Origin of the sequence: Mycobacterium sp. (assembly GCF_035274705.1) — a bacterium.
Taxonomy (GTDB): domain Bacteria; phylum Actinomycetota; class Actinomycetes; order Mycobacteriales; family Mycobacteriaceae; genus Mycobacterium.
Genome location: NZ_DATENY010000040.1, coordinates 36,760 through 62,479, shown reverse-complemented (window position 1 = coordinate 62,479; position 25,720 = coordinate 36,760). Strand labels below are relative to the sequence as shown.

The window sequence follows — 25,720 nt, the reverse complement described above, 5'->3', positions numbered from 1 at the left end:
GGCGGCAGGTTCGCGGTGACGGGGACGCCCCACCGCGAACCTGCCATCGGCACTTCGTTATTCGGAGTCGACGGTGGTCGTTTCGATGGATCTCTGGCCGCCGCCATGCGCGACGTCGATCTTGCGCGGCTTGGCGCGTTCGGCCATCGGGATGGTCACCGTCAGCACGCCGTTCTCATATGTCGCTGAGATGGCGGACGCGTCGATGCCCTCGCCGAGGGACAACTGGCGCCGATAGGTGCCGAAGAACCTCTCGTTGGCCAGCCACTGAACGGCGTCCTCGGAACGGGCGGTGCGATGCGCCGAGATGGTCAAGGTGCCGTTGTCGACGTTGACGTCGACCGAACCGGGGTCTACGCCGGGTAGGTCGGCGGTCAGCACGTAGTGGTCATCGATCTTGCACAGATCCATCGGCATGAACCGCGGGGTGCGACTTGATCCTGCTTGGCTGCTGCCCAGCAGGCCCCGGGTCCAAGCGTCAAGGTCACTGAAGGGATCAAAGCGAAGCACAGCAATCCACCTCCTACGTCACCTCAGAGCCCGCCACCCTGGCGGGCAGCTAAATCACTGTGCACCTGCGACATTAGCACTCTCGCTGTGGGAGTGCCAGAAGAATTTCGGTCCCAAGTTCCTCGTCGACCGGCTGAACTAGACCGCCTCGACCTGCGCCCCGCTCAGCTTCCCGGTGCACTGCTCGCACACCAGCAATGCGCCGAAGCGCCGGCCGCAGCTCGTGTGGTCGAGGATCACCGCCCGGCCCTCGGGCGCCTGGAACCACCGTTGCGCCCACTCCAGTGCCGACACGAGCACGGGAAAGAACGCCCGGCCTTTTTCGGTGAGCCGGTATCGGTTGTCCGCGGCGGCCAAGACGCCGTTGGCCACGAAGATCGACAGCCGGTCGGCGATCGACCCGGGCGGCGCGCCCAGTTGTGTCTGGAAGTCGGTGAACCGGCTGACGCCGACGAATGCGGCGACCAGTAGCGCGAACGCCCAGCGATTGCCCATCACGCTCATCGTCTGCGGGAACAGCCCGGCTGCGGCGTCGCGCTGACCGCTCCCTGAGCGGCGTCGTGTCGAGGCCGCCGGCACCGACCGCGGCCATGAACCGCTAGGACCCCAACGCGCGACGACGTCCTTCTCGCTGGCGGTCTCGCCACAGGAGCGGCACAGCAGCAGCGGGACGAAGTCGGCTCCACATGCGATGTGGCGCATGCCAGGCAGACGCTCGGAATGATCGGGCACCCAATGCCGCTCCCACTCCCAGATCGACAGCAACACCGGCCACAGCGACCGGCCGCGCGCGGTGACGACGTACTCCGAGCGGGTCGGATTCGTCTGGTAGACACGTCTTTCCAGCAGCCCATCGTTGGTTAACGACTGCAGCCGGCGGGTGAGCACCGAGTGCGAGATCGGCAGCCGGTCCTTGAACTCGCCGTACCTGGATGCGCCCAACAACGCCTGCTGAACTACAAGTAGCGTCCACTCGTCCCCGAGCAGCCCGAGCATCCGGCCGACGGCGTTGGTGTCACCCGCCGCCAATTCCGTTGGGCGCGAGCCCGACTGCTCCACCTACAGCCCGATCGCGGCGGCGGCGGTGTCCGCATCACGCCAGCGCCGCAATTCCGCACCGGGCGCCCAGGTCGAATGGGTGCCGCTCGAAATGCGCTCGGGTAGGGCCAGTTTGCACACAGGCCCGTCGGTGAACCGGGCGGCGTCGAACACCAGGCAGTACGAGGCGTCGGCGTTCATATCGGTGGTCAGCGTCACCAGGTATCCGTCGTCTTCGCCGGGAGCCGGTTGGCCGGCGACGCTCGCCCGAGGTGCCATCGCGGTCTCGCTGCCGTACACCCCGTCGTCGAAAGCGAACCGCTCCTCGGACCCCGTCACCAGGTCGTGTTTGACCAGCCCGTCGAACAGGAACCACGACGGCTTACCCGTCGCGGCGTAGGTGTAGCGGTAGTTGGCTCCGGCGTAGCCGGCGTTGATCATGCCGAACTCGGTGATGCTGTCGGAGAGCTGTTCTTCGGACACTGCGCCAGTGATCAGATTGAACCGCCAACGGTGCAACCGCGCCTGCATGCGGTCCAGCGCAAGGAATCTGAATGCGCGCTCCCACTTGTTGCCCATGCCATTGTCGGCCGGTTCAGGATCACCCTGGAAGAAGCCGTCGAGCACGATCTCGTCGCCGTCCTCGTAGGCGTTGGTGAAGTGCAGCACGAAGGTCGGCTCGGCTTCGAACCACCTGATGTCGGAGCCGCGCCGGGGGATGACCGCGAAGCGTGACGGCATGTCGCGGTGGAAGCGTGCGACGTGCGCGTTGCGTTCGAGGTAGGACGGTTCCCAGAACAACGGAAAGTCGTTGAGGATCACATAGTTTTCGGTGAACGCCATGTCGTGGGGCAACCGCGGGCCCGGCAGTGGCACGTCGACGTAGTGCACCAGATCGTTGTTTGCATCGACGACTCCGTAGTGCATGTACGGCGCCCGCTTGCTGTAGTTGAAGAACAGCAGCTCGCCTGTCCTTTCGTCGACCTTGGGATGCGCCGACACACCCCAGTCGAGGGGAAAGGCGCCGTTCCACGATTCCTTGCCCCGGTTGTCTGCGGTATACGGGTCGAGGCGGTACAGGTCACCGCACTGGTAAAAGCTCGTCAAGGCGGTGCCGCGGTGCACGATCACGTCAGTGCTCGACGCGTCCTTCATCAGGCCGCGGGCGCCCCAGCCGTGGTCTCGCTTGGCCAGGTCGACGGGCTCGGCCAGGCCGGGCCACAGCGGCCCGCCCGCCTCGTTCTCCGCCAGTAAGCCGTCGGTACGGATAAACCTGTTGCGGTAGAAGGCTTTTCCATCGCGGAAACCGACGACGTGCACCATGCCGTCGCCGTCGAACGGGTGATACGCCTTGAGCGCGGGGTGCAGCGGGTTCTCGGTGTTGCGCAGGTACACACCGTCGAGATCGGTTGGAATCACACCTTCGACGGCAGTCAGGTCGTCGGCGTCCCACTCGGTGGTCTGCGGACGCCAGGGGCCGGTCCGGTACGGGTGGTCGTCGTCTTCTGGCAGCGTGGAGAGAAATTTGGCGACGATCGCTGGGTTTGTTGCGTCCATCTTCTAGACTCCGCTCACGATGAAGCTGACTGTGGTCGCTGTGCTTCCGCCGAAGTTCAGCGTGCCGAACGTCTTTGCCCCCTCGACTTGATAATCGCCGGCGTCGCCGCTGACCTGTTTTGCCGCGTCGACCAGCATGCGCACGCCCGAGGCGCCGACGGGATGGCCGCCGCCGATCAGCCCGCCGCTGGGGTTGATCGGCAGGCGCCCGCCAATCTCGATCTCGTTGTTCTCGATCGCCTTCCACGATTCGCCGGGCCCGGTCAACCCGATGTGGTCGATGGCCAGATACTCGCTGGGCGTGAAGCAGTCGTGCACCTCGAAGCCGTCGACGCCGTCGAGCGTCACCTGCGCGCGGTTGAACGCGTCGAGCACCGCCTTGCGCACGTGGGGCATTACATAGGGATCGTCGGTGTAGCGGTCGAGCTTCTGTTGCAGCCCGAGCCCGACGGTGCGGTGGCCCCATCCGTCGATTCGGCCGAGCGGTCGCAGTCCGGGGTGGTCGCGCAAATAGTCGTCGGTGACCAGGATGACGCCGGCGCCGCCGTCGGTCATCTGACTGCAGTCGAACCGGCGCAGTCTGCCCTCGATCACCGGGTTGATCTCGTCGTCGGCGCCGAGCGGATCGGGCACGGTCCATGCACGGGTCTGCGCGTTGGGATTGGACCGCGCGTTGGCGAAGTTCAGCTGGGCGATGGCCCGGAGATGGGACTCGTCGATTCCGTAGCGGCGGTCGTATTCCTCGGCTACCCGGTCGAACATGTAGGGCCACATGAACTTGGCGTCGGCGCCCTCGTGGTCGGTCCAGGCGGCGGCGCCGAGGTGCTGCGCGGCGGTGTCGCCGGGCACGGTCTTCTCGAGTTCGACACCGACGACGAGTGCGGTGCGATAGGCGCCGGACCGCAGATCGGCGATCGCCGCGAGCGTCGCGACGCTGCCGGATGCGCATGCGGCCTCGTGGCGAGAGGCCGGCGTGTCCCAGAGCCCGTCGTTGACGCTGGCCGGCATCGCGCCGAGATGGCCTTGGCGCGTGAACATCTCGCCGAAGGCATTGGCGACGTGGATGACTTCGATGTCCGCGGCGTCGCGCTTGGCGGCCGCGAGTGTGGCATTCACGACTTCGGCAGTCAGGTCGGCGAAGTCATGGCCCTCCCTGCTCAGGTTGCGCGCGAAGTCGCTTTGATAGCCGCCGAGGATCCAGACGTTGGCCGTGCCCATGACCCGCACGCTACTACAACTAAGAGAGTGACTTGCCGCGTTCACTAAAAGGGGTCGGCCCCGCCGGCTCCTGGTCTGAACCGACGAGACCTCAGCGCGCGTGATAGTCGACCATCGCGCCCGCCTACTGGGGCATTGCCGCTAGAGACGAATGACAAACGTCTGCATATCGTCGTGTGACAACGGGAAGCCTTTTGGCATGGCGCAACCGGGAAACCACGACCTCGCTCAGCGAATGGCTGAGCTGGCGCGTGCTTCCGCGGCGCCACGCAACCTCACCGACGTGTTGTCCGACGTGACGTCCACCGCGCTGGAATTGATACCAGGAGTCGACACAGCCGGCGTGCTGTTGATCGGCTCGCGCGGGAAGTTCGAGTCGCTCGCCAACACGTCCGACCTGCCGTGTCAGTTGGATGAGCTGCAGATGACATACAACGAGGGGCCATGTGTGCAGGCGGCGCTCGACGACGTGATCGTGCGCACCGACGACTTCCGCGAGGAGCGACGCTGGCCTGCGGTACTCGGCCGCATGCGTGGAGATCGGAGTACTGAGCGGGTTGTCGCTCAAGCTGTACACCAGCGATCGGACGGCAGGTGCGCTGAACCTATTTGCTTTCAAGGCCAACGCGTTTGACGGGTGGGCCGAAACGATCGGCGTGATTCTCGCGGCACACGCGGCCGCGGCGACGCCTGACAAATCTGCCAGAAACGTTGGTTGACGCGCCCGTAAGCGGGTATGACGTTCTTGTCGGGGCTGTATGCCAGGGGGGCTTGTGTATACCGGAATATCCGCAGTCGTCGTCGCCGCGGCAGCCGTCGCGACGGTCGTGGCTTGCGGACCGAAGACTGCGACGGACCGCGTCGACGTAGCCAATACGGTCGCTTCGGCGCCACCGACGGCGGCTGTTGCGATCAAGGCCGGCGCCGACACAGCCGCGCTGCCACCGAACGCCGACGGCAACCCGCCATGTCCGGTTTCGGATGCCTGGGGGACGAACCCCTTCGGCGCGGGCATCCTTGTCACCCACACGAGCGACGACACCGAGCCCGTCACTGTCCTCGTCCGTACCGCGACGGGCAGCGATCGCGCGCAACGCGCCCTGCTCGGCCCGAGTGAACTGCGCCTGTTCGAGTTCACCGATATCGACCAGGCCGCGGTGTCCGAAGTGCTGATCATGACCAACACCCGGCGGTGCTATGTGACGGCGGATCCCGCGGCGCGCGGTTGATGGAACTCTCAACAGATCACCTGATCTGATTTTAGATCGGTCGTTCTAATTTCCGCCCGGCCAATCTATGGTCGGCTCATGCGATCGAGAAATGAGCGGCCCGAGTCGTTCATCCGAACCGCGCGCAAGGCGCAGATCGTCAAGTGCGCGATCGAGGTGATAGCCGAGGTGGGCTACGCGCAGACGTCGGTCCGCAAGATCGCCGACCGGGTCGGAATCGCGACGAGTGCGGTGCTCTACCACTTCGGAAGCAAGGACAATCTCGTCGATGCCATCGTGGAAGAGATGTATCGTTCGGCGCTCGCGCTAGTCGTGCCGGCGCTCGAAGCGGAGACCACAGCGACGGGCAGGCTCAACGCCTATATCCGTTCCAGCATAGCCTATTTCGGCACTTATCGGGCGCATCTGCTAGCCCTGGCATCGCTCGGGACAAGTTACCAACCCAGCGATGGGCGCCCATTTGACGAGCTGGGCCTCAGTCCTGAGATCGCCGAACAATTGCCCATACTCGATCCGGCGCCGATCCTGCGCGCCGGGCAAGACAGCGGCGAATTCGGTGACTTCCCAGTGGATTCCACGGCAATCGCGCTGCGCGGTGCAGTCAACGCCGTGGTGGAGAAGATTCTGCGCGATCCGGGCTTCGATGTACGCAATTATGGCGAGGACCTGGTGACGACATTCGCGCGCGTTGTACAGGCGGCACGATGAGCACCATCGCCATAGCCGCGATTGGCAGCCGCGGGGACGTCGCCCCTCTCACCGGTGTCGGGGTGCGTCTGCAGCAGGCCGGTCACCGGGTGGTGATGGCGGCGTACACGCCATTCGCTGACCTGATTAGCTCCTGCGGGTTGGAGTTTCGTGAGCTGCCCGTCGACTTCCCCCTGGCACCGACCATGCTGACGCCTCTGCAAAGGCGTTCATGGAACTCTTCGGGCCGAGCGGAATGCGGGAAATGGCTCAGCAGCTTTTCGATGCTTTGCGTGACGTGCCGGCCGACATACTGCTGCTCCCACCATTGTCCGAGTTGGCCGGCCATGCCCTCGCCGAGGCGAAAGGAATCCCGTCGCGCAACGCACACTCACCGCGGACAGGCTCGCCGACGCCATCCGCATCGCAGTACGGGACCGCCAACTTCGGTATACCACAAAGCAACTCGCCGCTGGTATCGCCGCTGAAGATGGTGCCGGATGTGTGGTCGCCACCGTCGACTCTCTGCTCCACCAATCCACTCATTAGGAGGAAGCCATGGCCGCAGATCCCGAGATCGTCCGCGCGATCATCACCGCGGGAGCACTGCTGGGGGGTGGGGTCATGATGGCCGGCGGCGCTGTCGGAGCCGGCATTGGCGACGGGATGGCTGGCGCCCAACTCGTCGCCGGTGTCGCACGCCAGCCCGAGGCGCAACAGCGGATGTTCGTTCCCTTCATGATCACCGTCGGCCTGGTCGAAGCCGCGTTCTTCATCAACATCGCGTTCATGGCCTTGTTCGTCTTCGCCACGCCGGGGTTGTAGGTGTTTTGGCTTCACCCCAAGACGATTAGGGCGCTGATCGCGAGCGCCAAGATCGCGAAAATCTGCGCAAACCCTGCGAGCGACAAGCACAGGTACTTGAAGTTGGTCCCTACCCGCAACGTCGTAATCGAAAGGATCGTGAAATTCGCTGTCTGCCAACGGGCGTCGATAGGGTTGTCCTTCCAGTGCTCCGAGGTCAGCAGCGAGCGCATCGTGTCTTCGTCGATCGCATCATAGGTCCGATTCAGCCCCGCCATCACTGCGAAGATCGCGCAAACCAAGAAAGCGAAGAGGGCAATCGCCATGAACGTTAGACCAGCGCCCTTGAGGGTGAAATCCTTTCCCAAGAGCAAGGCGTAGACACCTGTAGCCAGCGTGACCAACGCCGTCGCGGACGTAATCGCCGTGGCTGCCCGGGAATTGACCTGATCACGTCGGTCGTATTCGCGACTCAGTTGGTCCTTCAGGAACGCGGCATACTCGGCGCCCTGATCGGCACTATCGCTCACTCGCCGCGCCGATCCTCGATTCGCGGTGCGATGCCCGGCAGGCGAACTTTGCCGATCTTTATCGGCGTCGGCGGTTCCCGGCCCTCCGATTCGGTGGCGTCATCGTCGTCTGGTGTGGTCACCATATCCTTTGTCTCCTCTGCTAGTGACTTCGGTGCTTCTCCCACGGGCGCCCGTATCATCATTGATCGCGACGTCGTCATAGCGAGAAGGCATCGACCAAACACGCGGAAACAGTTCACAATCGATGGCTTCACCGCGGGTCAGGGCGGGGAGGTTGACGTGGCCGGTTTGCGCCTTGTTGTTGAACATGCTCGCCGGGGTCGGATTCCATGTGACGCCGTCACCGGTGTAGATATTCGTCAGGGCCCGCCGGTGGCGGTCTGTCTGGTTGCCGGGCGAACCGTGGACGACGCGGGGGTGATGGAGCAGTATGTCCCCCGGCTCCGCGTCGCCGATGAGCCAGTCGTAGCGCTCGTAGTCGCGGTCAAAGTCCGGCTGATACTCGGAGATCGTCTTAAATCCGCGGGGGTGGTAGATGACGCCCCAACGATGAGAACCTTTCAGGAAGCGGACGGCTCCACTATCGGCCGTGACGGTGTCAAGGGGCAGCCATGTCCGAATTATCCGGCGGCCCTTCAATGGCAGATACGGCGCATCTTGATGCCATGGCGATCGCGTTGAGGCGAATGGTTCCTTTGCAAAAATCTGGTCGTAGAAGAAGTTCACGCTACGCGTGGTGCGCATCACTTGTCGGGCGAGGTCGACAAGCGGACCCTGTAACGCCCATGCGCTAAATGCGTCGTCTAGCAACCAGGGAAACGAGTACCCGAAGAAGCGGGGTTCGCCAGCAGCTGAATAAGTTTGCGAATTGGGATCCGATCGCGCCATCACCCGAATTACCGCGGTACGCAGATAGTCAACCCACTCGACAGGGATGATCCCACGCACCACCGCCGCACCGTCTTGCCGGAACGTTTCCAGCTCATCGTCGGCCAGAGGACGCAGTAGGCCAGTCTCGGGACGCGCAGTGCCGCCCGACATGGCGGTGTCAGGCGGTCGGATCGACGTCCTCCATACCTTGCTGCTGCCGCGACAACCGTGAGAGCCACTTGGCCTTCGCGTGCTCGCTGCTGCGCCAGGCGGCCGCCTGTTCGGCCAGCCATTCAAAGTTGTCGGCGAAGCACGCTGTGTCGCATACCTGGCCGTTCAGCCGCTCGCTTTGAACCAGTGGGCCGAGATAGCGCCAGTACCACTCAATGGCCCACCGCTCGTAGACGAGACCGCCATTGAGTACCTCGTTTCGAACTAACACGCCCACAGTCTCGAAGAACGAAGCAACAGCGGTCCATGCGTCGTAGCCCTCCGAGATGCGAGGGTGCCTCGCCCTCAGCGCCGCATAATCCACTCTGGAAGGGTCCATATCTTCCTTGAAGTGATCCAAATACCAGAGAAAGCCCTTACGGATCGGGCCAGTCTGATACATCGCATACAATTGGACGAGTAATTGCGCATCTTCGCGCGTTGGCTTCGAGTATTCGATCGTATTTTCTGTACTCATTATGTTCTCTCCTGACCATAATTCATATGTTCAGCTCCGCGCTGACAGCCCAATTTCCTGAACAATTTGATCCATGCGGGCGGTGGTGCACAGGCTCACCTGCTCGCTGTCAATTTCTTTCGGAACGACGATCTCTCCTGCAAACAGATCGCCGAGCGCTGCTGCTAACGCCGCTCGGCTAATATCATTGCAACAGAACATGATTTCCCTGTGGCCATCGATGTACGGGGCCGGCCGTCCATTCAGCCGTGGTCGGCCCTTGACCGGATCGCTTGAGCGTCCCCAACCCGCTAGTTCCCCGCTGTCGCTGTACTCGACGAGGTAACAACCGTGCCCCTCGCCGCAGTCGAGCGTCCAGTGTGTTGTTTCGCATGCCGCCATGGCCAATCTCCCTGGATTATGCGATTGGAAGTCACCTTGATCCGCCGCCACACGAATCCAGCCGCGAGTCTGCGGTGATTGGCAAAGGATATAACCGCGCGTTGGCAGGTGCCGGAAAATGTGCAAATGTACCGTCTTGAATCCGTACGTTCGCCCGCCGATATTTCGTTGTTTAATTACATGATTGTCGTATGTATTGAATTCGGCGGCTCTGTCCGCTAGCTTCACCCTAGCGGCCACGAATAGCGTGCAAATAATGGCAGTACCGCTTCACTATCGCTGACTTGCATTTACCGTCCAGAAACGCGGCTGTGGCGACTCATCAAGTAGCCGCAAGCCCTACTGAGCTGCAAATTGAACCGCCTCGAACGCCGGCCGATCCTCCAACTCTCGGCCTCATACCGGGCCAACCAGATGTGCAGGTCTGTCGCGGCGCCCTACCTTTGACGCCACCCGCGCAAATCGAGAACGCATCCGGGGTGTCAAGGATCAACCGAAGTAACTGTCAGCCATCAGCCGAAGCCGAAACGTCAAGCATCAGCCGACTGCCTTCTGCAGACCGTCAGCATGTGTTGACGGCCTGCAGAGAAACACCAGTTGTCCCGGGATCGAACCTGATCAAAAGGTTCGTGGATCTAAGGAAACGTGGACCTGCGGAAATAAGTGCCCCCGGCAGGATTCGAACCTGCGACACCGGCTTTAGGAGAGCCGTGCTCTATCCCCTGAGCTACGAGGGCGTGACCCGCTCGGAGCTTACCGAATGGATTCAGCGCAGCTCGGCGATCACCTTCGCGAACGATTCGGCGTGCGGTGCCTGCACGATGATGTAGCTCACCCCATAGGTGTCGCGGTACTCCCGAATCCGGTCCGCCATGTCGCGCGTCGACCCCGACAGCACACCCGGATGACGCAGCAGTTCCTCATCGCTGAGCGTCGGCAAGAATCGCCGGGGGATCGACAGGTCCGGCATGCCGGAGCTGTCGAGCGGCATCGCCGTGATCGCGATGTTGAGCTCGAGTTCGTCGAAGCGATCGCCTGCGGCCGCGCGGACGAATGCGATCCGCTCGGCGAGCGGGTCCCCTGCGCCAGGCGCGCGGTCGCCACCGGTCAACCCAATGATGTTGGCGTACCGTGCCGCAACCGTCAGCAGCCGGTCGCCGTTGCCCGCAATAAGGATCGGCACGTCGGCCGCGTGTTCACCCATGTATTCGATGACGTGCTGCAGATACTCGACGCGCTGCCGGGCACTCGGAAACGGCAGCTCGGCCGCCTCGAATTCCTCCCGGACGTAGCCCGCCCCCAGCCCGAGTTCGAATCGTCCGTCGGTGAGGTCGCGCAACGCAACGACGTCGCGGGCCAACAGCGCCGGTTTGTAGAAGCCGGCGTTCAGGACGAACGTCCCCAATCGCAACGTGCCCGTCGCTTCCGCCGCCGACATCAGGGCCGGAAACGGCGCAGGCGCGCCGAGGTGGTCGGGCACGTGCAGCACGTCGAAGCCGTACTCCTCGGCACGGCGCGCCACGTCCTGAACCTTCGAGCGTGACCGCGCGTCGTGCAGACTCAAACCGAACCGGAAGTCGCTGACCATGCGCCGATGTTATTCCTCAAGATCGTCAGCAATGTTCGAGGTTTGAGGCGCCCTGTCGCTGGGCAAACTTCCTCCGCCGACTTCGAATCCCGAAGTCCACAAACTCGAAGGACCACCTACCGGATCCGGCCCGTCGTTGAGATATCCGACGGGCCGGATCGATCTTCATGCCATGGCCAGCCATCCCACTATCGGCGTCGAAGAAGAGTTCCTTCTCGTCGACCCGACGACCGGTGAACCGGTCGCTGTAAACAGAGCCGTCGCCCGACACGCCTCCGAGCACGGCGTCAAACTGCAGCTCGAGCTGACGAGCTGTCAGATCGAGACCAACAGCGACGTCGTCGGCGGCAGCGGCGAACTTCGACGCCAGCTCACGCGGCTCCGGCGGATCGCCGGCGAGGCCGCCGAGGCCAGTGGTGCCCAGCTGCTCGCCGTCGCACTGCCCCCGACCCGGCCGTACGAATTCCCGATCACCGACAGCCCGCGCTACCGCGAGATCGCCGACAAGTTCGGCATGGTCGCCGAGGAGGGCATCTGTGGGGCGCATGTGCACGTCTCGGTGCCCAGCCGCGAGCTCGCCGTCCGCGTCAGCAACCGGCTGCGGCCCTGGCTGCCGTTGTTCCTTGCGCTGACTGCGAATTCGGCGATATACCGCAACACCGACACCCGCTATGCCAGCTGGCGCAGCGTCGTCTGGGCGCGCTGGCCGAGCGCCGGTCCGCCTCCCCATTTCGACTCCGTCGACGAGTACGACGGGCTTGTCGACATGTTGCGCCGTGCCGGAGCGGTACTCGATGACGGCATGGTCTATTGGGACGTCCGCGCTTCTGCCAAGTTCCCGACGATCGAGGTACGCGTCGCCGACGTACCCGCGACCGTCGCCGAGTCCGTTCTGCTGGCCACGCTGATTCGGGCCAGCGTCATGACGGCTCTCGACGACGAACGCCGCGGCGAACCCTCGTTGCCTTTGACGCCGCACGCTTTGAAGGCGGCGTACTGGAAGTCGGCTCGCGACGGCCTCGATGGCGACGCCTTCGACCTGCTCGAAAGCCACGCGGTGCTGCCCGCCCGCAAGCTATTGGAGCGCCTTGTCGAACATGTCCGGCCGGCGCTGGAGGACCTCGGCGACTACGACATGGCGCGCGACGAGCTGGCCCGCATCGTCGAGCAGGGCAACGGCGCGACCCGACAACGGCGAGCCTGGCGGCAGCGACGCGACGTTGCCGACGTCGTAGCCGAATTAGCCGCGACCACAATCCCTTAGGCCAACGGGAGCTTGGCGAAGACGGGGCTCGTCGGCTGGTCCGAACCGCTACCGGGCTCCACGGTGAATGCGAGCGTCTGCGCGCTACCCAGATCGGGCAGCACCGCCGTTGTCGACGGCGCGACGGCTTTGGCATTCATCGTGCCGGCCGAACGCGGACCGCTGTCGTCGATCAACCACATCTGATACACGGTGCCCGCCGCAGGCGGCGCGACGTTGTTCATCACCAAGACTCCCGCGTTCTTCTCGCGCGAGAACACCACCGTCGCCGTGCCGCCGGACGGGATCGGTTCCGACACCGTCCGCACGTCGGGCGCGGCGAAGACCTGCTCGGCCGTCGAGGGTGTGGCCGCCGGCCGCAGCGCCAAACCGACGCCCAGCGCGCCGAGTCCGATCACCAGAGCCGCTGCGGCTGCAAGAACGACCTTCTGCCAACGTTTGATCCGCGGCTGCAACGGTCGAACGTTGTCAGCGCCGACGTCGGCGAGCAGGCGATCGCGCAGCTGCCGCGGCGGCTCGACCGCGGTGGCCGCCGACACCACGGCCATGGTTTCCCGCACGGCGCGGACCTCGTCGGCGAACGCCGCCGCGACGGCCGGCGGCGCGTCGGCGACGCGTCGCTCGATGTCGGCGAGCTCGGCGTCGGTCACCGCATGCAGAGCGTAGGGCGTCGCGAGGGCTATGAGGTCCGGATCGGTCGGTTCTGTCATGCCATCCCCAGACACTTGCGTAGGCCGCGGATCGCGTCGCGCATCCGCGATTTGATGGTCGCAAGATTGGCCGACAACCGTTCGGACACTTGGGCATACGTCAGCCCGTCGTAGTAGGCGAGCTGAATGCACTCGCGTTGCGCATCGGTCAGCGACCCGAGGCAGTCGGCGACCTGGCGCCGCTCGTCGAGCAGGATCACCGATTCGGCCACCTGATCTGCTGGCGGGTCGACATTGGCTGCGCCGTAGCGAGACTCACGTTGACTGGCTGCCTGCTCGGAGCGCACCCGGTCGACTGCGCGACGATGGGCCAGCGTCATGAGCCAGGCCAGCGGTGAGCCGGCAGACGGGTCGTAGTTCTCGGCAGTACGCCATACCTGCAAGTAGATGTCCTGGGTGGTTTCCTCGCTGTAGCCGGGATCGCGCAGGACGCGGGTGACCAGGCCGAACACCCTGGATCGGGTGCGGTCATAGAAGGTGGTGAACGCGTCGACGTCCCGCTGGGCCACCCGGCGCAGCAGTCCGTCGAGTTCGGTGGTCACGAGCGGTAGCCTAACCATCGGCGTCAATATCGTCACGATAATCGAGATCTACGGGCATCGACCACGAAACCCCTTGTATCAGAGGGTAATTCGTTGGCGGCGCGATGCGGCGTCATTGGAACTCGTCGCATCCTCAGCATCGCGTTCTGTATCCGAATCTCCAAGGCTCCCATCAGCGGAGCCAGCGGCGCTGCCAATTGCAGCCACAACAGCTGGCCGATACCGGCCCGTCGCCGGCTGCCACGCAGTGTCGAGACGAACGCGGCGTGGTTGTCGCGGTGCAGCGAAATGCGCACGTTGACTTCCCCGTTGGGCTGCGGTGCGAGCACAAGATAGTGTCCGCCGACGACCGTGAACGGTGACATGGACAGTTTCTTCGCCACCATCGCGGGCCGGTCGTCCGCCGGTGGCAGCAAGTAGGCGTGCCGTTCACCGCGGGTGTTGTGCATCTCGACGACAACGTGGCGCAGCGCACCGTCGGCGTCGTGGCACCAATAGAGGCTGACCGGGTTGAACACGTAGCCCAGAACCCTGGCCTGCAGCAGTGCAGAGATCCTGCCGCCGCCGAGGTCGACGCCGCGTTCGGACAGAAACGTGTCGACGCGTTGGCGCAGTGGGTCGTCCGGCGCTCCGTCGAAGTGGTCGCGGGCGTCGAACCGCGCGAATGGCCTGATCCAGCGCGGCAACCGGGGCAGAGCGTCCACGTCGACATACCAGCTGTAGCCGCTGTGTTCGAAGTAGTGATGGACCGGGTCGCGAAGCAACTGTGTGACGCGCGTCCGGTACAGGGCTGGCATGCGTTCCACACTCTGTATTCGGAGCCATGCGGCGGGCGGATGGGTGTCGTACCGTCGCGGGATGCCCTCGACGTTGTTCCACGGCGGGACCATCTGGACCGGTGTCAACGGCCAGACGACCGACGCATTGTTGGTGGTCGAGGGCGTCGTGGGGTCGGTGAGGCAGGCTCCGGCGGAAGCTGAGCGCGTCTACGCCAGTTCCCAGGAATGAGCGGCGGCGACAAGGCCCTGGACCAACGCGGACGTCGCGGGGGACAGGCCGTCGTCGCCGGGCAGTCCGCTGCGGGGGCTGATTCCGCGCACCCGCGGTGACAGTTCGAGCTGGGTGCCGCCGCCGCGCACGCGGTTGACCGGGTTGTCGGGGTGCAATCCGCGCAGTTCCCGCGGGATCGCTTCGAGGTCGGTGATGACCTGATAGCCGGGGACCACGACATGGCGCGCCAGGTGGTCGGCCAGGGTGCGGTTTTGCCCACCGGCCAGCAGCTGCGTGCTGCGGCCGATGCGGCCATATCCGTGCAGCGACACCGCGACATCGACGTGATCGAGGAACTTGGCGAGCCGGCCGGATTCCTGCGCCCGGTACAGCGCCGACGGCAGGTGGTGGGGATAGTGGTCGGGGTGGCGGACCACGTAGACCGAGGCGCCTGCGGCCTCGGCGGCACGCTCGGCGATGACGTCGGTCATCTGCTCCAGCCCACCGCCGTGGATGGCCAGGAAGCCGAATCGTGAGCGCAGTGTGCACTCTTCGATGGTGGCCGGGTCCGCGAGTAGCTCCGAAAGCGACCGTGGCGCATGCGAATTCGCTTTGTCCGCGCGGCGAGGCCGGTGCGAGGGATCCCATCGCTTGAGGAATTCGATCCACCGGTGCGGAAGGCCGTGGTGCACCGCGCCGTCGACGATCCGCTCCAGGTAGCCGGGCCGCGGCGCGCCGGGATCGACGCGATGGTCGATGTAGACCCATGCCTCGGACGGGCCGTCGTCGGTGTGCACGGTGAGCTTGTCGCGGCGATACCGCACCGGAACGCCTTCGGCGCTGTCGAGCACCTCGAGGTCGTGGTCGGTCAAGCGCCAGACCACGCCATGCACCTTCGAGCCGTCGAACGGTTCGACAGTGGCGACGCCGCGCTCGTTGATCAGCCAGTCGTGGTTGGCAAGGGTTGCCGGTCGTGGATCGACCGCGCCGGGGCATCGCCGCGCCATCTGCCGCACGCACAGGTTGGACCCGTACGCGAAGTAGCTATGGGCAGCCCGCATCTAGTGGGCGACGGTCAGATAGATCAACACCACGTTCAGCAGAGTAATCAATGCGGCCACGCACCACCCGAGGGCAGTCGTCACGCGATGGTTCGTGTCTTCGCCCATCAGCGTCTGCTTGCTGGTCAGCCGTATCAGCGGGATTAGCGCGAATGGGATGCCGAACGACAGCACGACCTGCGACATCACCAGCGCACGACTGGGATCCAGGCCTATCGCCAGGATCGCCAGCGCCGGGATCAGCGTCACCAGCCGCCGCAGCAGCAACGGGTACGAGCGGTGCAGCAAGCCCTGCATGATCATGGCACCGGCATAGGCGCCCACCGACGTCGACGCCAGACCCGACGCGAGCAACCCGATGGCGAAGAACAACGCGACCGTCGAGCCGAGGGTGTCGCGAACAGCGGCGTGTGCGCCTTCGATGGAGTCGGTGTCGTCGCGGCCCTGCAGGTTGGTCGCCGCGATGAGCAGCATGGACAGATTGACGGCACCGGCGACGAGCATCGCCAGCCCGACGTCGAGGCGAGTGACTTTGAGCAGTCGACGGCGTCGCGGGCCCGCGTCGGGGTGGCCGTGCCTGTCGCGGGCCAGGCCGGAGTGCAGATAGACGGCGTGCGGCATGACGGTCGCGCCGAGCATCGCGGTGGCCAGCAGCACGCTTTCGGCGCCCTCGAACCGCGGCACCAGGCCGGCGGCGACCTGACTCACCGGTGGTGTTTCGACGAACAGGCTCGTCAGGAATCCGATCGCGATGATCAACAGCAGCCCGCTGATCACCCGCTCGAACATGCGCTGACCGCGCCGGTTCTGGATGGCCAGCAGCAGAAGCGACACCACGCCGGTGATCACGCCGCCCGCCAACAGCGGCAGATCGAACAATAGATGCAGCGCGATCGCGCCGCCCATGACCTCGGCGAGATCCGTTGCCATGGCGACTAATTCGGCCTGCAGCCAGTACGCGATGCGAGTGGGCGTGCTGGTGTGGTCGGCGACGGCCTCGGGTAAGGAGCGGCCGGTGACCAGTCCGAGCTTGGCCGACAGGAACTGCACGAGCCCGGCCATGGCGTTGGCGACGACGATGACCCAGACGAGCAGGAAGCCGAACTGGGCACCGGCGCTGACGTTGGCGGCGACGTTGCCGGGATCGACGTAGGCGATGGCAGCGACGAATGCGGGCCCGAGCAGGAACCAGCTCGGGCGCAGCCGGACTTCGGTGTCCTGTGCCAACTAACCCCACCTTCTATCCGGAGAAGCGAATAGAAAAGTTAGGTTAGACGAAACCTTCCGGTCAAGCTACTTGGGGGTGCTTACCACCCGATGCCGATCCCGCCGATGCCGATGACCAGGCCGCCGCCCCACCACGGCCAGCCACCGTAGAAGCCGTTCTGCTGGGGTGAGGTGACGATCGCAGTGCTGCCGTTGGTCTGGCACTGCGTCGTGTTGGGAGCGGTGGTCGTGCATTGCGGCGTGGCTGCGGCGATCGGCGCGAGCGCGACGGCAGCAGTGCATGCGCCGGCTGCCGCGAAAAGAGTTGTGAAGTAGCGAATCTGGGTCCGCATGATTGGCCTCCTCAATGGGCCGCGGAAAAAAACTGGTCAGCGGCCTCCGCCGCCGTGGCTTCCGCCGCCACCACCGATGCCCCCGATGATCAGTGCTGGGCCGTAAAACTCGTCGTCCCACGGATACGGGTAATCCGGTTCGGGTGGAGTGGCATTCAGTTGCACGTTGCCGGGCGTAGCGCATTCGGTTGCACCGCCGGTGACTTCATCACCACCGACCCCCGTGCAGGACGGCAACATAGTGTCCGCTATGGCGGCGGGGGCGGCGACGAAAGCCGCGGCGGCGCCTGCAGCCGCGATGAGCGGTGTGAGATAGCGCAGGGTCTTCCGCATAGGCACGTCCTTTTGTCGCCCCCGGTTATTTAGCTAGCGTACAGCCCTTTTCCAGTGATCAGTGGCAAGTCCAGGGCCGTCGTGATGCCCGGTGCAGCGTCCACGACGGCGGGTATCGCGTTGACCACGCGGGCGGCGGTGGCGACGAGTCCGGCGTGGTTGTGATCGCCCTTGCGGCTGCTCAGGCAGAGGTCCAACGCGTAGCACGGTTCCCCCGTCACCTCGACGCGGTAGGAGCCGCCTTCCTGGGCAGGCTGCGGCCAGTCCGGGCAGAGGTCGTCGCGAAGGCGGGTGACGTGCTCGAGCACGACTACGGGCTTGCCGTTCTTCATGCCGCGCACCTCGAAGCGAAGCGCCGCGGCGCTGCCCTTGGGAATGTGGCCGGACGCGATGTCGAAGTCCTCGGGCGCGGGCTCGCGGACGTATGTCTCGGTCACCTCGTCGAGTTCGACGCCGAGCCCTGCGGCGAGTTGCCGGACCACCGAACCCCAGGCGAGGCTCAGCACACCGGGCTGCAACAGCATCGGAAGCTCGTCGAGGGGCTTGCCGAATCCCATCACGTCGAACATCACGGTGGGGCTGTCGTACGTGGCGTAGTCGACGATCTCCATGCAGCGGATCTGCTCGACGCTCTGGCAGGTGCCGGCAAGCGCCAGCGGAAGCAGGTCATTGGCGAATCCGGGATCGATGCCGTTGACGAACACGCTCGAGTTGCCGGTCTTGGCGGCATCCTCGATCGGCTTCACGAGCTCCTCGGGTAGGACCTGCCAGGGATATTGAAGAAACACCGCGCTACTGCCGACGACGTTGACGCCCGCGGCCAGGATGCGGCGGTAGTCCTCGAGCGCGTCGGGCAGGCGGTTGTCGGCCATCGCGGTGTAGACGGCGCATTGCGGACCGGTGGCCAGGACGGCGTCCAGATCGGTGGTGGCCGTTATGCCGGTCGAATTGTCAAGTCCCGCAAGCTCTGCGGCGTCCTTGCCGGCCTTGGCGTCGCTTGACACCCAGACACCGGTCAGCTCGAAGCGGGGGTCGTTGATGAGCTGCGTCAGTGCATGCCGACCGACGTTGCCGGTTCCGATCTGCGCGACTTTGATTGCTCCGGTCGGCTGAGCCGACAATTCAGTCATGAGTTAGCTCCTCACAGGTCCGGGATGGGCAGGTCGAGGTTCGGGAAGGTGATGCCGCCGTCGACCTCGAGCGTCTTGCCCGTCAGGAAGCAGCCAGCGGGCGACGCGAGATAGACCGCGGCGGCGGCGATGTCCTCCGGATCGCCCAGCCGGCGCATCGGCGTGACCTTCTCCATGGGATCTCGGAATTCGTCGTTGGAAGCGACGATCTCGAGCGCAGAGGTCAGGATCGAGCCGGGTGCGATCGCGTTGACTCGGATCCGCGGGCACAGGTCCAGCGCGGCCAACCGCGTGTAGTGGGCGAGCGCGGCCTTGGCGGTGCCGTAGGCGACGAATCCCCGGCCGGCGAGTCGTCCCATCGTCGACGTGATGTTGATGATGCTGCCGCCGCCGGAGTGCTCGAGCATGAGCGGGACGGCAGCCGACGTGAGTGCATGCGCGGTGGACACGTTGAAGGTGAACGCGTCTCGGAGGTCTTTCGCGGATGTGTTGACCAACGGCGCGGGCATGGTACCACCGACGTTGTTGACGACGATGTCTAGTTTCCCGAACGCCTCGACGGCCTTGCCTGCGAGCTCGGCCGTCGCCTCCGGATGAGCGAGGTCGGCGACGACGATCTCGGCGCGGCGTCCACTGCCGCGGATCTGCTCGGCGACTTCCTCGAGTTGCGACTGCGTGCGCGATGCAATGAGCACGTCCGCACCGACTTCCGCGAATGCCATCGCAATCGCGGCGCCGAGGCCGCGGCCCGCTCCTGTCACCACTGCGACTTGGCCGTCCAGCCGGAATCTGTCAAGAATCACTGGTCTCTTCCTTCCTTCGCCGGGCGAACCGTATCAGGGGTTGGAGACGCGTGCGAGATATTTTTGAAACACGTTCTAGTTTTCTCAGGAAGGCGGACTCCCCCTTCTGAAAGCGTCATCAAACGGTGACGCCGCCGAGATAGGGCTACTCCGCCTACACGGTGACCCCGCCGCCTTTTGATGGAATTGCGGTTGCTGACCAAACTCGGGCTCCGCTGGCGGTTCGGGCGCACAATTGGGGTGTAGGTCCGAGATCTGGGAGCCGCAATGAGCGAGCAACGATACGACTTCTTCGGTGAGATCTTCGAGCGGTACTTCAGAACCGCGATCGGCGCATATCCGCAAATGGGTGCACCACTCGTCGAGAGGTTGCTCACGCTCACCGACGACATCCCGGATCGGTTGGCCCAGATCCGGCGCGCGGCGATGGCGTGGGGCGCAGCCGAGACCTCGAACGCCAGGATCACTTCGGAACTCTTTGTGATCACACAACATGGACTGATATATGCCGCCGGATTGAACGAGTCGCGGCGGGCGCTGTATTACCTGGCCACGCCGCCCGGGTTGTTCGATCCGTTCGTCGATCAGATCGACACCGCCGAACTGCGCGAGGGCGACGTTGTCGTGGTCGACAGTGGCTTCCGCCGTGACCTCGCATCGGCTCATCCGATGGACGCTGCGCTGCGCCGGATACTCGACGAGCACCTGGCGCTGCGGGTGGATCTGCCCGCGTAGCTATTTCTTCGCGACGGTCTTCTTGGCCGGTGACTTCTTGGCCGCCGTCTTCTTCGCGGGCGTCTTCTTGGCTGCGGCCTTCTTGGCGGGCGCCTTCTTCGCGGGACGCTCGCCGTCGTCCGAGCCACCCCCGGCGCGGCGCGCTTTCACGCTGGCCTCCAGTTTGGCCAGCAGATCCGACACGTCCTCGGTCTCGTCGAGCTCCTTCGGCTGCTCCTCGGTGGTAAACGCCTCGCCGCCTTCGAGTTTCGCCTGGACCAGCTCGTGCAGTTGCTCTTGATAGTCGTCGTGGTAACGGTCCGGGTTGAAGTCGTCGGTCATCGACTCGACCACCTGTCCCGCCATCTTCAGCTCGGCCGGCTTTATCTCAACTTCCTTGTCCAGCACCGGGAAATCCGGATCGCGAATCTCGTCGGGCCACAACAAGGTGTGGATCACCATCACGTCGCGTTTGGAAAAATCCTTGACCCGCAACGCCGCAAGGCGCGTCTTGTTGCGCAAAGCAAAGTGGACAATCGCGACCCGGTCGGTCTCCATCAGCGTCTTGGCCAGCAACACATACGACTTCGACGACTTACCGTCCGGCTCGAGGAAATAGCTGCGGTCATACATCAGCGGATCCAGATCGCTCGCCGGAACGAACTCGAGCACCTCGATCTCGCGGCTGCGTTCCTCCGGCAGCGTCGAGATGTCCTCGTCGGTGATGACCACCATCTGGCCGTCGTCGGATTCGAAGGCCTTGGCGATATCGCGGTACTCGACGACCTCGCCGCACACCTCACAAACCCGCTTGTAGCGGATGCGTCCGTTGTCCTTCGCGTGGACCTGGTGGAACTTGATGTCGTGGTCTTCGGTCGCGCTGTAGACCTTGACCGGGACGTTCACCAGGCCGAACGCGATCGAACCCTTCCATATGGAACGCATAACGCCAGGTTAGCCGGGTTGCGGCAACAGGGGGCCCGACCCGGCCGCCGCGGCGTCCCGAGTCGCTCGATCCGGCAGGTCAGCGCCCGCACGGGCGACCGTCAGCGCCGACGACAGCGCCGCCATCTGCACCACACCGGTCAGCGCGTCGACGCCGATGCGGGCCAGGTCGCGGCGCCGCTCGGCGCCCAGCAGACCCAACGACCACAGCGCATCGATCAGCCCGGTCATGAACGCGTCGCCCGCTCCGACGGTGTCCACGACGTTCACCCGCAGCGCCGGCACCCGCGCGATCCCGGCCGCGCACACGGCGAACGCCCCACGGTCGCCCATCGTCACCGCGACGATCGACGGTCCCAGCCCCAGCCACGTCCGCGCGATCTGCTCGGGCGCCCGGTTCGGGTCGATCCAGCGCATGTCCTCGTCACTGGCTTTCACCACGTCGCTGCGTTCGATCAGGCGGTCGATGCGACCGCGCGCCATGTCGGCGTCCTCGATCAGCGCCGGCCGCACATTGGGGTCGAACGTGATCGTCGCCGAAGAATGGTAGGCGTCCAGCAGCGCTGACGTCGCACGGCAGCCCGGCTCCAGAACCGTGGCAATGGAGCCGGCGTGCGCCACCAGCGGAGGCGCGCCCTCCGCGGTTCCCGTCAGTTGCCAGTCGATGTCGAACACGTACTGTGCAGACCCGCTCGCGTCCAGTGTGGCCAGCGCAGTCGGAGTGCGTTCGGCGGTTGTGCTACCCGAAACCAATTGCACCCCGGATGCTTTCAGGTAGTCGACAATGCGTCGGCCCCGCTGGTCATTGCCGATGTGCGTGAGAAAGTCGACGCCACGTCCCAGTCGGGCCAGGCCGACCGCGACGTTCAACGGGCTGCCGCCGACATGCTCAGTGCTTGATGCTCGCTCGTTACCTCGCTCGGTGGTGACCCTGACCTCACGTTCGACGATGTCGATCAACGCCTCGCCGATCACCAGCGCCCGTTCCGGCGCGCCAGGCACAGTCATGGCGTCTCCCCCTTGTGCGCAAACGTAACCAAGTCTTCCAACGTCGCTCGTGCACCGTCGCGGTGCAGGGAGTCGAGTGCCCACAGGTAGGCCTCGACAAACCTCGGCTGTGATGCGAGATCGCCAAAGACTTCGGTGTTTTCGATGAACGCCGTCGGGTTCTCGTGCTGTGAACGGGCCAGCGGCACCAGTGCATCGGCCAGTTGATCCTGGACGTCAATCGGCGAGCCCTGCTCGTCGACGCCCTCGGCGTAGCGCGCCCAACTGGCGACAGTGGCCGCCGACAACCGGACCGGACCACCGTTGGCGAGATTCGCCCGCACGACTGGCAGCAACCACTTCGGAATCCGGTCCGACGAGCCAAAGCACAGCCGGGCGATCGTGTCCTTCACACCAGGGTTGGCGAACCGTTCGATCAGCGTGCGCTTGTAGTCGGGCAGGTCGATGCCCGGCACCGGTTTCAGCGTCGGCGTGGCCTCCGAATCCATGTACTCACGCAGGAATTCGGCGAACAACGGGTCACCCGCCGCGTCGTGTACCAACCGATAGCCTGCCAAGTAGGCGAAGTAGCACAGGCTTTGATGGCTGGCGTTGAGCAGTCGCAGTTTCATCAACTCGTACGGCGTCACATCGTCGACGAGCAGTACGTCCACCTCGTCGAGCGGCGGGCGTCCGTCGGAGAACGAGTCCTCGAGCACCCACGAGGTGAACGGCTCGGCCACCACCGGCCACTGGTCTTCGACGCCCAATTCGCTTTCCAGCGCGCCGATGACGTCCGGTGTGGTGACCGGCGTGATGCGGTCCACCATCGAGTTGGGGAAGCGCGTATTTGCGCTTATCCACTCTCCCAGACCCGGGTGCATGCGATCGGCGTAGGTGGTGAATGCGTGGCGGGCGACTTCACCGTTGCCCTCGATGTTGTCGCACGACACGATCGTCGGCGAGGTGATGCCGCGCTCGCGGCGCCGCGCCAGCGCCTCGGCGACCAGACCGAACACGTTGACGCCGTCGCTCGACCCGGCAATCCCACCGAGGTTATCGATGTTGTAGCCGCCCTCGGTGATGGTCAGCGAGATGATTCGGGTGCTTGGCGCGGCGAGCAGTTCGATGACCGCTTCGGGATCGTCGGGCGCATAGCGGTAGTCGACGATCGAGCCGATCACTCGCGCGTCACGCGTGCCGTCCGGATTCTCCAGCAGCAGCGTGTACAGCCCGTCCTGGGCCGCCATCACGTCGGCCATCTTGCGATCGGCCGGCAGCACCCCGACCCCGCCGATGCCCCACGCTTTCGCAAGACCCATCTCGAGTAGTCGATCGATATACATCGCCTGATGCGCGCGGTGGAACCCGCCGACCCCGAAATGCACTATGCCGACGCCGATCTCGTCGCGGTCGTAGCTCGGCTTGTCGATCGGGATCTGCGCCAGTGTCGTCTTGTGGAGCTTCATGACACCGTCACCACACTCTTGACGCTACCTGGCGTGCGGTCGGAGTCCAGGGCCTCGGCGGCCTGCTCCAAGGAAAAGTGCGCGGTCACCATCGCGTCCAGATCCACCCGCCCCGACTCCACGAGCTCGATCGCCGTCGGCCAGGTGTTCGCGTAACGGAACACGCCTGTCAAGGTCAGCTCGCGGTTCTGGATGACCTGCGTCGGCAGTTCCATCGTTTCGGCACCCGAACCGACAAGCACCACGACGCCGGCCGGCCGTACCGCACGGATGCCGTCGGAAACGGCCGCCGGTGCACCCGACGCGTCGATGAAGGCATCGACGCTCAAGTCGCCGATCGGCGCGGCGGTCGGGTCGAGCACAGTCGTCGCGCCGAAGTCCTCGGCCTGCGAGCGGCGGGATTCGTCGGGATCGCTGACGATAATCTCGGTCGCGCCGTAGGCCTTTGCGACCTGCGCCACCACGATGCCGATCGGCCCGGCACCGGTGATCAGCACCCTCGAGCCGCCGTCGACACCGGCTTTGCGCACCGCCGCGATCCCGACCGACAGCGGTTCGCACAGCGCGGCGGCATCGTCGGACATCGACGCGGGCACCGGATGGGCGAAGGCCGCGCCGATCGTCACGTAGTCGCACAATGCGCCGTCGACCGGCGGCGTCGCGAAAAACCGCATGTGTGGGCAGAGGTTGTAGTGACCGCGGCGGGTCTCCTCGGTGTCCGGATCGGGCCGCTGCGGTTCGATCGAAACCCGCTGACCGATGCGTGAGCGGTCCACTCCCTCGCCGACACCGACGATCGTGCCCGCCGCTTCGTGCCCGAGGATCAAGGGTGCGTCGACGACGAAGCTGCCCACCCTGCCGTGGCGGTAGTAGTGCGTGTCCGACCCGCAGACGCCCACCGAGGACACCTGTATCAGCACGTCACCGGGGCCTGGCGTCGGTATAGGCCGCTCCTCGATCTCGATGCGGCCTGGTTCGAGGAGAACAGCGGCCCGCATTCGGGCGCCCGGGGAGAGTGTTGTGTGCGTCACACTTGCCATGCTAACGTGATGAGCATCTACTCGCACCCCTGAGCAAATGCTCACAGGCTGACAGGAGGGCACAGTGGCCGCACCGACGTCGAATGGCGAGGTGGGTTCGCGTGCCGGGACCCCCGAAGACCTTCGGCTCGCACTGCGTGCGGCCACGCTGTACTACCTCGACGGCCTCACTCAGGCCGAGATCGCGTCGCGCCTCGGTGTATCCCGGCCGACGGCCGGGCGGCTCATCGCTCGGGCCAAAGCCAAGGGCCTCGTCCGTATCGAGGTGGTCGTCCCGTCGGGCATGGGCGACGATCTGCACGCCGACGAGGAGCGCGAACTCGAGCAGCGCTTCGGGTTGACCGAGGCGGTGGTCGCGGGACACGGCGTCGACGTCGGCGCTCCCGGACGGCCGGCCGCGTTCGCCAGCGTGGGCCGCGCCGCGGCAGCGCTGTTGATGCGACGGCTCTCGGCCGACGATGTTCTCGGATTCACTTGGGGCCCTGAGCAAGTTGCTGTGGCCACCGCTCTGATGCCCGGTATCGCAAGCTGTCGCGCGGTCGTCCAGCTCGACGGCGCGATGTCGACGGCGACCTACCAGACCGGCACCGAGTTCATCCTTGGTCGCTGTGCGGACGTGCTGCGGGCCAACACGATCCGGCTTCCGGCGCCGCTGTACGCCGACGCGTCGACGGTTGCCTCCATGCGCAGCGACTCTCTGATCTCGCGCACGCTCGAGGCCGGCCGGCGCGCCGACGTGATGCTGTTTGGCGTCGGAGCCGTGTCGACGTCAACGACGTTGTTCGAGGGCAGCTTCCTGGACACCAAGATGCTCGACGAACTCATCTCGCTGGGTGCCGTCGGCGAAATCGGTGGCCGCTTCTTCGACGCGCACGGTGCACCCGTCGATACCGAGCTTCAGCAGCGCGCGGTATCAGTTCCGCTAGAAGACATCCGCATGTGTGAGAAGTCGATCCTGATCTCCAGCGGCGTAGCCAAGCATCACGCCACTCTTGGCGCTCTGCGCGGCAAGCTGGCTCGGCTTCTTGTATGTGACATCGATTGTGCCCGTTGGTTATTGGCACAGTGAG

General features: G+C 64.9%; 31 protein-coding genes, 1 tRNA gene and 1 pseudogene. 9 read left to right on the top strand and 24 right to left on the bottom strand.

Features of this window, described 5'->3' with window-relative positions; translation table 11 throughout:
• Positions 1–57 precede the first annotated feature (57 nt).
• The 4 genes from VJV41_RS10685 to VJV41_RS10670 all read right to left on the bottom strand — a co-directional run bounded on the left by VJV41_RS10685 (position 58) and on the right by VJV41_RS10670 (position 4,323).
• Positions 58–510 (bottom strand): Hsp20/alpha crystallin family protein, encoded by a 453-nt coding sequence (locus tag VJV41_RS10685; protein WP_325333424.1) that lies wholly within the window; start codon positions 508–510, stop codon positions 58–60.
• A 138-nt stretch (positions 511–648) separates the two neighbouring features.
• Entirely contained in the window at positions 649–1,506 is an 858-nt protein-coding gene (locus VJV41_RS10680) for a winged helix-turn-helix transcriptional regulator (protein ID WP_325333454.1), read from the bottom strand.
• A 63-nt stretch (positions 1,507–1,569) separates the two neighbouring features.
• Positions 1,570–3,105 (bottom strand): carotenoid oxygenase family protein, encoded by a 1,536-nt coding sequence (locus tag VJV41_RS10675; RefSeq protein WP_325333422.1) that lies wholly within the window; start codon positions 3,103–3,105, stop codon positions 1,570–1,572.
• Between the two features lie 3 nt (positions 3,106–3,108).
• Positions 3,109–4,323: an acetyl-CoA acetyltransferase gene (locus VJV41_RS10670; RefSeq protein WP_325333420.1), complete on the bottom strand. Its 1,215-nt coding sequence runs from the start codon at positions 4,321–4,323 to the stop codon at positions 3,109–3,111.
• 199 nt (positions 4,324–4,522) lie between these two features.
• Here VJV41_RS10670 and VJV41_RS10665 point away from each other — a divergent pair.
• The 5 genes and pseudogenes from VJV41_RS10665 to VJV41_RS10645 form a co-directional block, all read left to right on the top strand.
• A pseudogene (locus VJV41_RS10665) lies at positions 4,523–5,009 on the top strand (GAF domain-containing protein); the annotation flags it as partial.
• 87 nt (positions 5,010–5,096) lie between these two features.
• A complete protein-coding gene (locus tag VJV41_RS10660) occupies positions 5,097–5,552 on the top strand; it encodes a hypothetical protein (protein WP_325333418.1) in 456 nt (151 codons plus the stop codon).
• 78 nt (positions 5,553–5,630) lie between these two features.
• Positions 5,631–6,260, top strand: a complete 630-nt coding sequence (locus VJV41_RS10655) for a helix-turn-helix domain-containing protein (protein ID WP_325333416.1) — start codon at positions 5,631–5,633, stop codon at positions 6,258–6,260.
• The gene (locus VJV41_RS10650; protein ID WP_325333414.1) at positions 6,257–6,727 is read left to right on the top strand and encodes a glycosyltransferase; all 471 of its coding nucleotides are present in this window, start codon (positions 6,257–6,259) and stop codon (positions 6,725–6,727) included. Before VJV41_RS10655 ends, VJV41_RS10650 begins: the two co-directional genes overlap by 4 nt.
• Positions 6,728–6,797: 70 nt before the next feature.
• Complete coding sequence (locus tag VJV41_RS10645) at positions 6,798–7,064, top strand: F0F1 ATP synthase subunit C (RefSeq protein WP_325333412.1); 267 nt, start codon at positions 6,798–6,800, stop codon at positions 7,062–7,064.
• A gap of 11 nt (positions 7,065–7,075) precedes the next feature.
• On the opposite strand, the gene VJV41_RS10640 is transcribed toward VJV41_RS10645, so the two are convergent.
• From VJV41_RS10640 to VJV41_RS10610, 7 genes are all read right to left on the bottom strand, one after another.
• On the bottom strand, positions 7,076–7,573 hold the full coding sequence (locus tag VJV41_RS10640; RefSeq protein ID WP_325333410.1) for a hypothetical protein: 498 nt from the start codon (positions 7,571–7,573) through the stop codon (positions 7,076–7,078).
• Positions 7,570–7,698, bottom strand: coding sequence for a hypothetical protein (locus VJV41_RS10635; RefSeq protein ID WP_325333408.1), 129 nt, complete (start codon positions 7,696–7,698; stop codon positions 7,570–7,572). Before VJV41_RS10635 ends, VJV41_RS10640 begins: the two co-directional genes overlap by 4 nt.
• The gene (locus VJV41_RS10630; protein WP_325333406.1) at positions 7,673–8,617 is read right to left on the bottom strand and encodes a phytanoyl-CoA dioxygenase family protein; all 945 of its coding nucleotides are present in this window, start codon (positions 8,615–8,617) and stop codon (positions 7,673–7,675) included. The genes VJV41_RS10635 and VJV41_RS10630 overlap by 26 nt, the downstream gene beginning before the upstream one ends.
• Before the next feature lie 7 nt (positions 8,618–8,624).
• Positions 8,625–9,134, bottom strand: coding sequence for a DUF4760 domain-containing protein (locus VJV41_RS10625; RefSeq protein ID WP_325333404.1), 510 nt, complete (start codon positions 9,132–9,134; stop codon positions 8,625–8,627).
• A 30-nt stretch (positions 9,135–9,164) separates the two neighbouring features.
• Entirely contained in the window at positions 9,165–9,743 is a 579-nt protein-coding gene (locus VJV41_RS10620; protein WP_325333401.1) for a hypothetical protein, read from the bottom strand.
• Between the two features lie 436 nt (positions 9,744–10,179).
• Positions 10,180–10,252, bottom strand: a tRNA-Arg gene (locus VJV41_RS10615).
• A 29-nt stretch (positions 10,253–10,281) separates the two neighbouring features.
• Entirely contained in the window at positions 10,282–11,103 is an 822-nt protein-coding gene (locus tag VJV41_RS10610) for an LLM class F420-dependent oxidoreductase (protein WP_325333400.1), read from the bottom strand.
• A 172-nt stretch (positions 11,104–11,275) separates the two neighbouring features.
• Between VJV41_RS10610 and VJV41_RS10605 the strand changes: the two genes are divergently transcribed.
• On the top strand, positions 11,276–12,367 hold the full coding sequence (locus tag VJV41_RS10605; RefSeq protein ID WP_325333398.1) for a glutamate--cysteine ligase: 1,092 nt from the start codon (positions 11,276–11,278) through the stop codon (positions 12,365–12,367).
• Here VJV41_RS10605 and VJV41_RS10600 read toward each other — a convergent pair.
• The 3 genes from VJV41_RS10600 to VJV41_RS10590 are packed head-to-tail and all read right to left on the bottom strand — an operon-like array spanning position 12,364 to position 14,416.
• Positions 12,364–13,077 carry an anti-sigma factor gene (locus VJV41_RS10600; RefSeq protein WP_325333396.1) on the bottom strand — a complete coding sequence of 238 codons (714 nt, stop codon included), beginning with the start codon at positions 13,075–13,077 and terminating at the stop codon, positions 12,364–12,366. The two genes, VJV41_RS10605 and VJV41_RS10600, sit on opposite strands and share 4 nt — an antisense overlap.
• A complete protein-coding gene (locus VJV41_RS10595; protein ID WP_325333394.1) occupies positions 13,074–13,655 on the bottom strand; it encodes a sigma-70 family RNA polymerase sigma factor in 582 nt (193 codons plus the stop codon). Before VJV41_RS10595 ends, VJV41_RS10600 begins: the two co-directional genes overlap by 4 nt.
• A complete protein-coding gene (locus VJV41_RS10590; RefSeq protein WP_325333392.1) occupies positions 13,652–14,416 on the bottom strand; it encodes a DUF1365 domain-containing protein in 765 nt (254 codons plus the stop codon). Before VJV41_RS10590 ends, VJV41_RS10595 begins: the two co-directional genes overlap by 4 nt.
• 61 nt (positions 14,417–14,477) lie before the next feature.
• Between VJV41_RS10590 and VJV41_RS10585 the strand changes: the two genes are divergently transcribed.
• Positions 14,478–14,627: a hypothetical protein gene (locus tag VJV41_RS10585; RefSeq protein WP_325333390.1), complete on the top strand. Its 150-nt coding sequence runs from the start codon at positions 14,478–14,480 to the stop codon at positions 14,625–14,627.
• Here the strand turns inward: VJV41_RS10585 and VJV41_RS10580 are convergent.
• The 6 genes from VJV41_RS10580 to VJV41_RS10555 form a co-directional block, all read right to left on the bottom strand.
• Positions 14,606–15,670, bottom strand: coding sequence for a poly-gamma-glutamate hydrolase family protein (locus VJV41_RS10580; RefSeq protein ID WP_325333389.1), 1,065 nt, complete (start codon positions 15,668–15,670; stop codon positions 14,606–14,608). The genes VJV41_RS10585 and VJV41_RS10580 overlap by 22 nt on opposite strands.
• Positions 15,671–16,897: an Nramp family divalent metal transporter gene (locus tag VJV41_RS10575; RefSeq protein ID WP_325333387.1), complete on the bottom strand. Its 1,227-nt coding sequence runs from the start codon at positions 16,895–16,897 to the stop codon at positions 15,671–15,673.
• Positions 16,898–16,977: 80 nt separating this feature from the next.
• Positions 16,978–17,229, bottom strand: coding sequence for a hypothetical protein (locus tag VJV41_RS10570; protein ID WP_325333385.1), 252 nt, complete (start codon positions 17,227–17,229; stop codon positions 16,978–16,980).
• Positions 17,230–17,265: 36 nt separating this feature from the next.
• Positions 17,266–17,562 (bottom strand): hypothetical protein, encoded by a 297-nt coding sequence (locus VJV41_RS10565; protein ID WP_325333383.1) that lies wholly within the window; start codon positions 17,560–17,562, stop codon positions 17,266–17,268.
• Between the two features lie 29 nt (positions 17,563–17,591).
• Positions 17,592–18,692 carry a diacylglycerol kinase gene (locus VJV41_RS10560; protein WP_325333381.1) on the bottom strand — a complete coding sequence of 367 codons (1,101 nt, stop codon included), beginning with the start codon at positions 18,690–18,692 and terminating at the stop codon, positions 17,592–17,594.
• 11 nt (positions 18,693–18,703) lie between these two features.
• A complete protein-coding gene (locus VJV41_RS10555) occupies positions 18,704–19,495 on the bottom strand; it encodes an SDR family oxidoreductase (protein ID WP_325333379.1) in 792 nt (263 codons plus the stop codon).
• Positions 19,496–19,762: 267 nt separating this feature from the next.
• Here VJV41_RS10555 and VJV41_RS10550 point away from each other — a divergent pair, with 267 nt between their 5' ends.
• Positions 19,763–20,230, top strand: coding sequence for a glucose-6-phosphate dehydrogenase (locus VJV41_RS10550; protein ID WP_325333377.1), 468 nt, complete (start codon positions 19,763–19,765; stop codon positions 20,228–20,230).
• On the opposite strand, the gene VJV41_RS10545 is transcribed toward VJV41_RS10550, so the two are convergent.
• The 4 genes from VJV41_RS10545 to VJV41_RS10530 are packed head-to-tail and all read right to left on the bottom strand — an operon-like array spanning position 20,231 to position 24,608.
• Entirely contained in the window at positions 20,231–21,154 is a 924-nt protein-coding gene (locus tag VJV41_RS10545) for a Ku protein (RefSeq protein ID WP_325333375.1), read from the bottom strand.
• Between the two features lie 9 nt (positions 21,155–21,163).
• Complete coding sequence (locus tag VJV41_RS10540) at positions 21,164–22,162, bottom strand: carbohydrate kinase (protein ID WP_325333373.1); 999 nt, start codon at positions 22,160–22,162, stop codon at positions 21,164–21,166.
• Positions 22,159–23,610: a mannitol dehydrogenase family protein gene (locus tag VJV41_RS10535; RefSeq protein ID WP_325333371.1), complete on the bottom strand. Its 1,452-nt coding sequence runs from the start codon at positions 23,608–23,610 to the stop codon at positions 22,159–22,161. The genes VJV41_RS10540 and VJV41_RS10535 overlap by 4 nt, the downstream gene beginning before the upstream one ends.
• Complete coding sequence (locus VJV41_RS10530) at positions 23,607–24,608, bottom strand: NAD(P)-dependent alcohol dehydrogenase (RefSeq protein WP_325333452.1); 1,002 nt, start codon at positions 24,606–24,608, stop codon at positions 23,607–23,609. The genes VJV41_RS10535 and VJV41_RS10530 overlap by 4 nt, the downstream gene beginning before the upstream one ends.
• 106 nt (positions 24,609–24,714) lie before the next feature.
• On the opposite strand from VJV41_RS10530, the gene VJV41_RS10525 reads away from it, so the two are divergent.
• Positions 24,715–25,719: a sugar-binding transcriptional regulator gene (locus VJV41_RS10525; RefSeq protein ID WP_325333369.1), complete on the top strand. Its 1,005-nt coding sequence runs from the start codon at positions 24,715–24,717 to the stop codon at positions 25,717–25,719.
• Position 25,720: the final 1 nt, after the last annotated feature.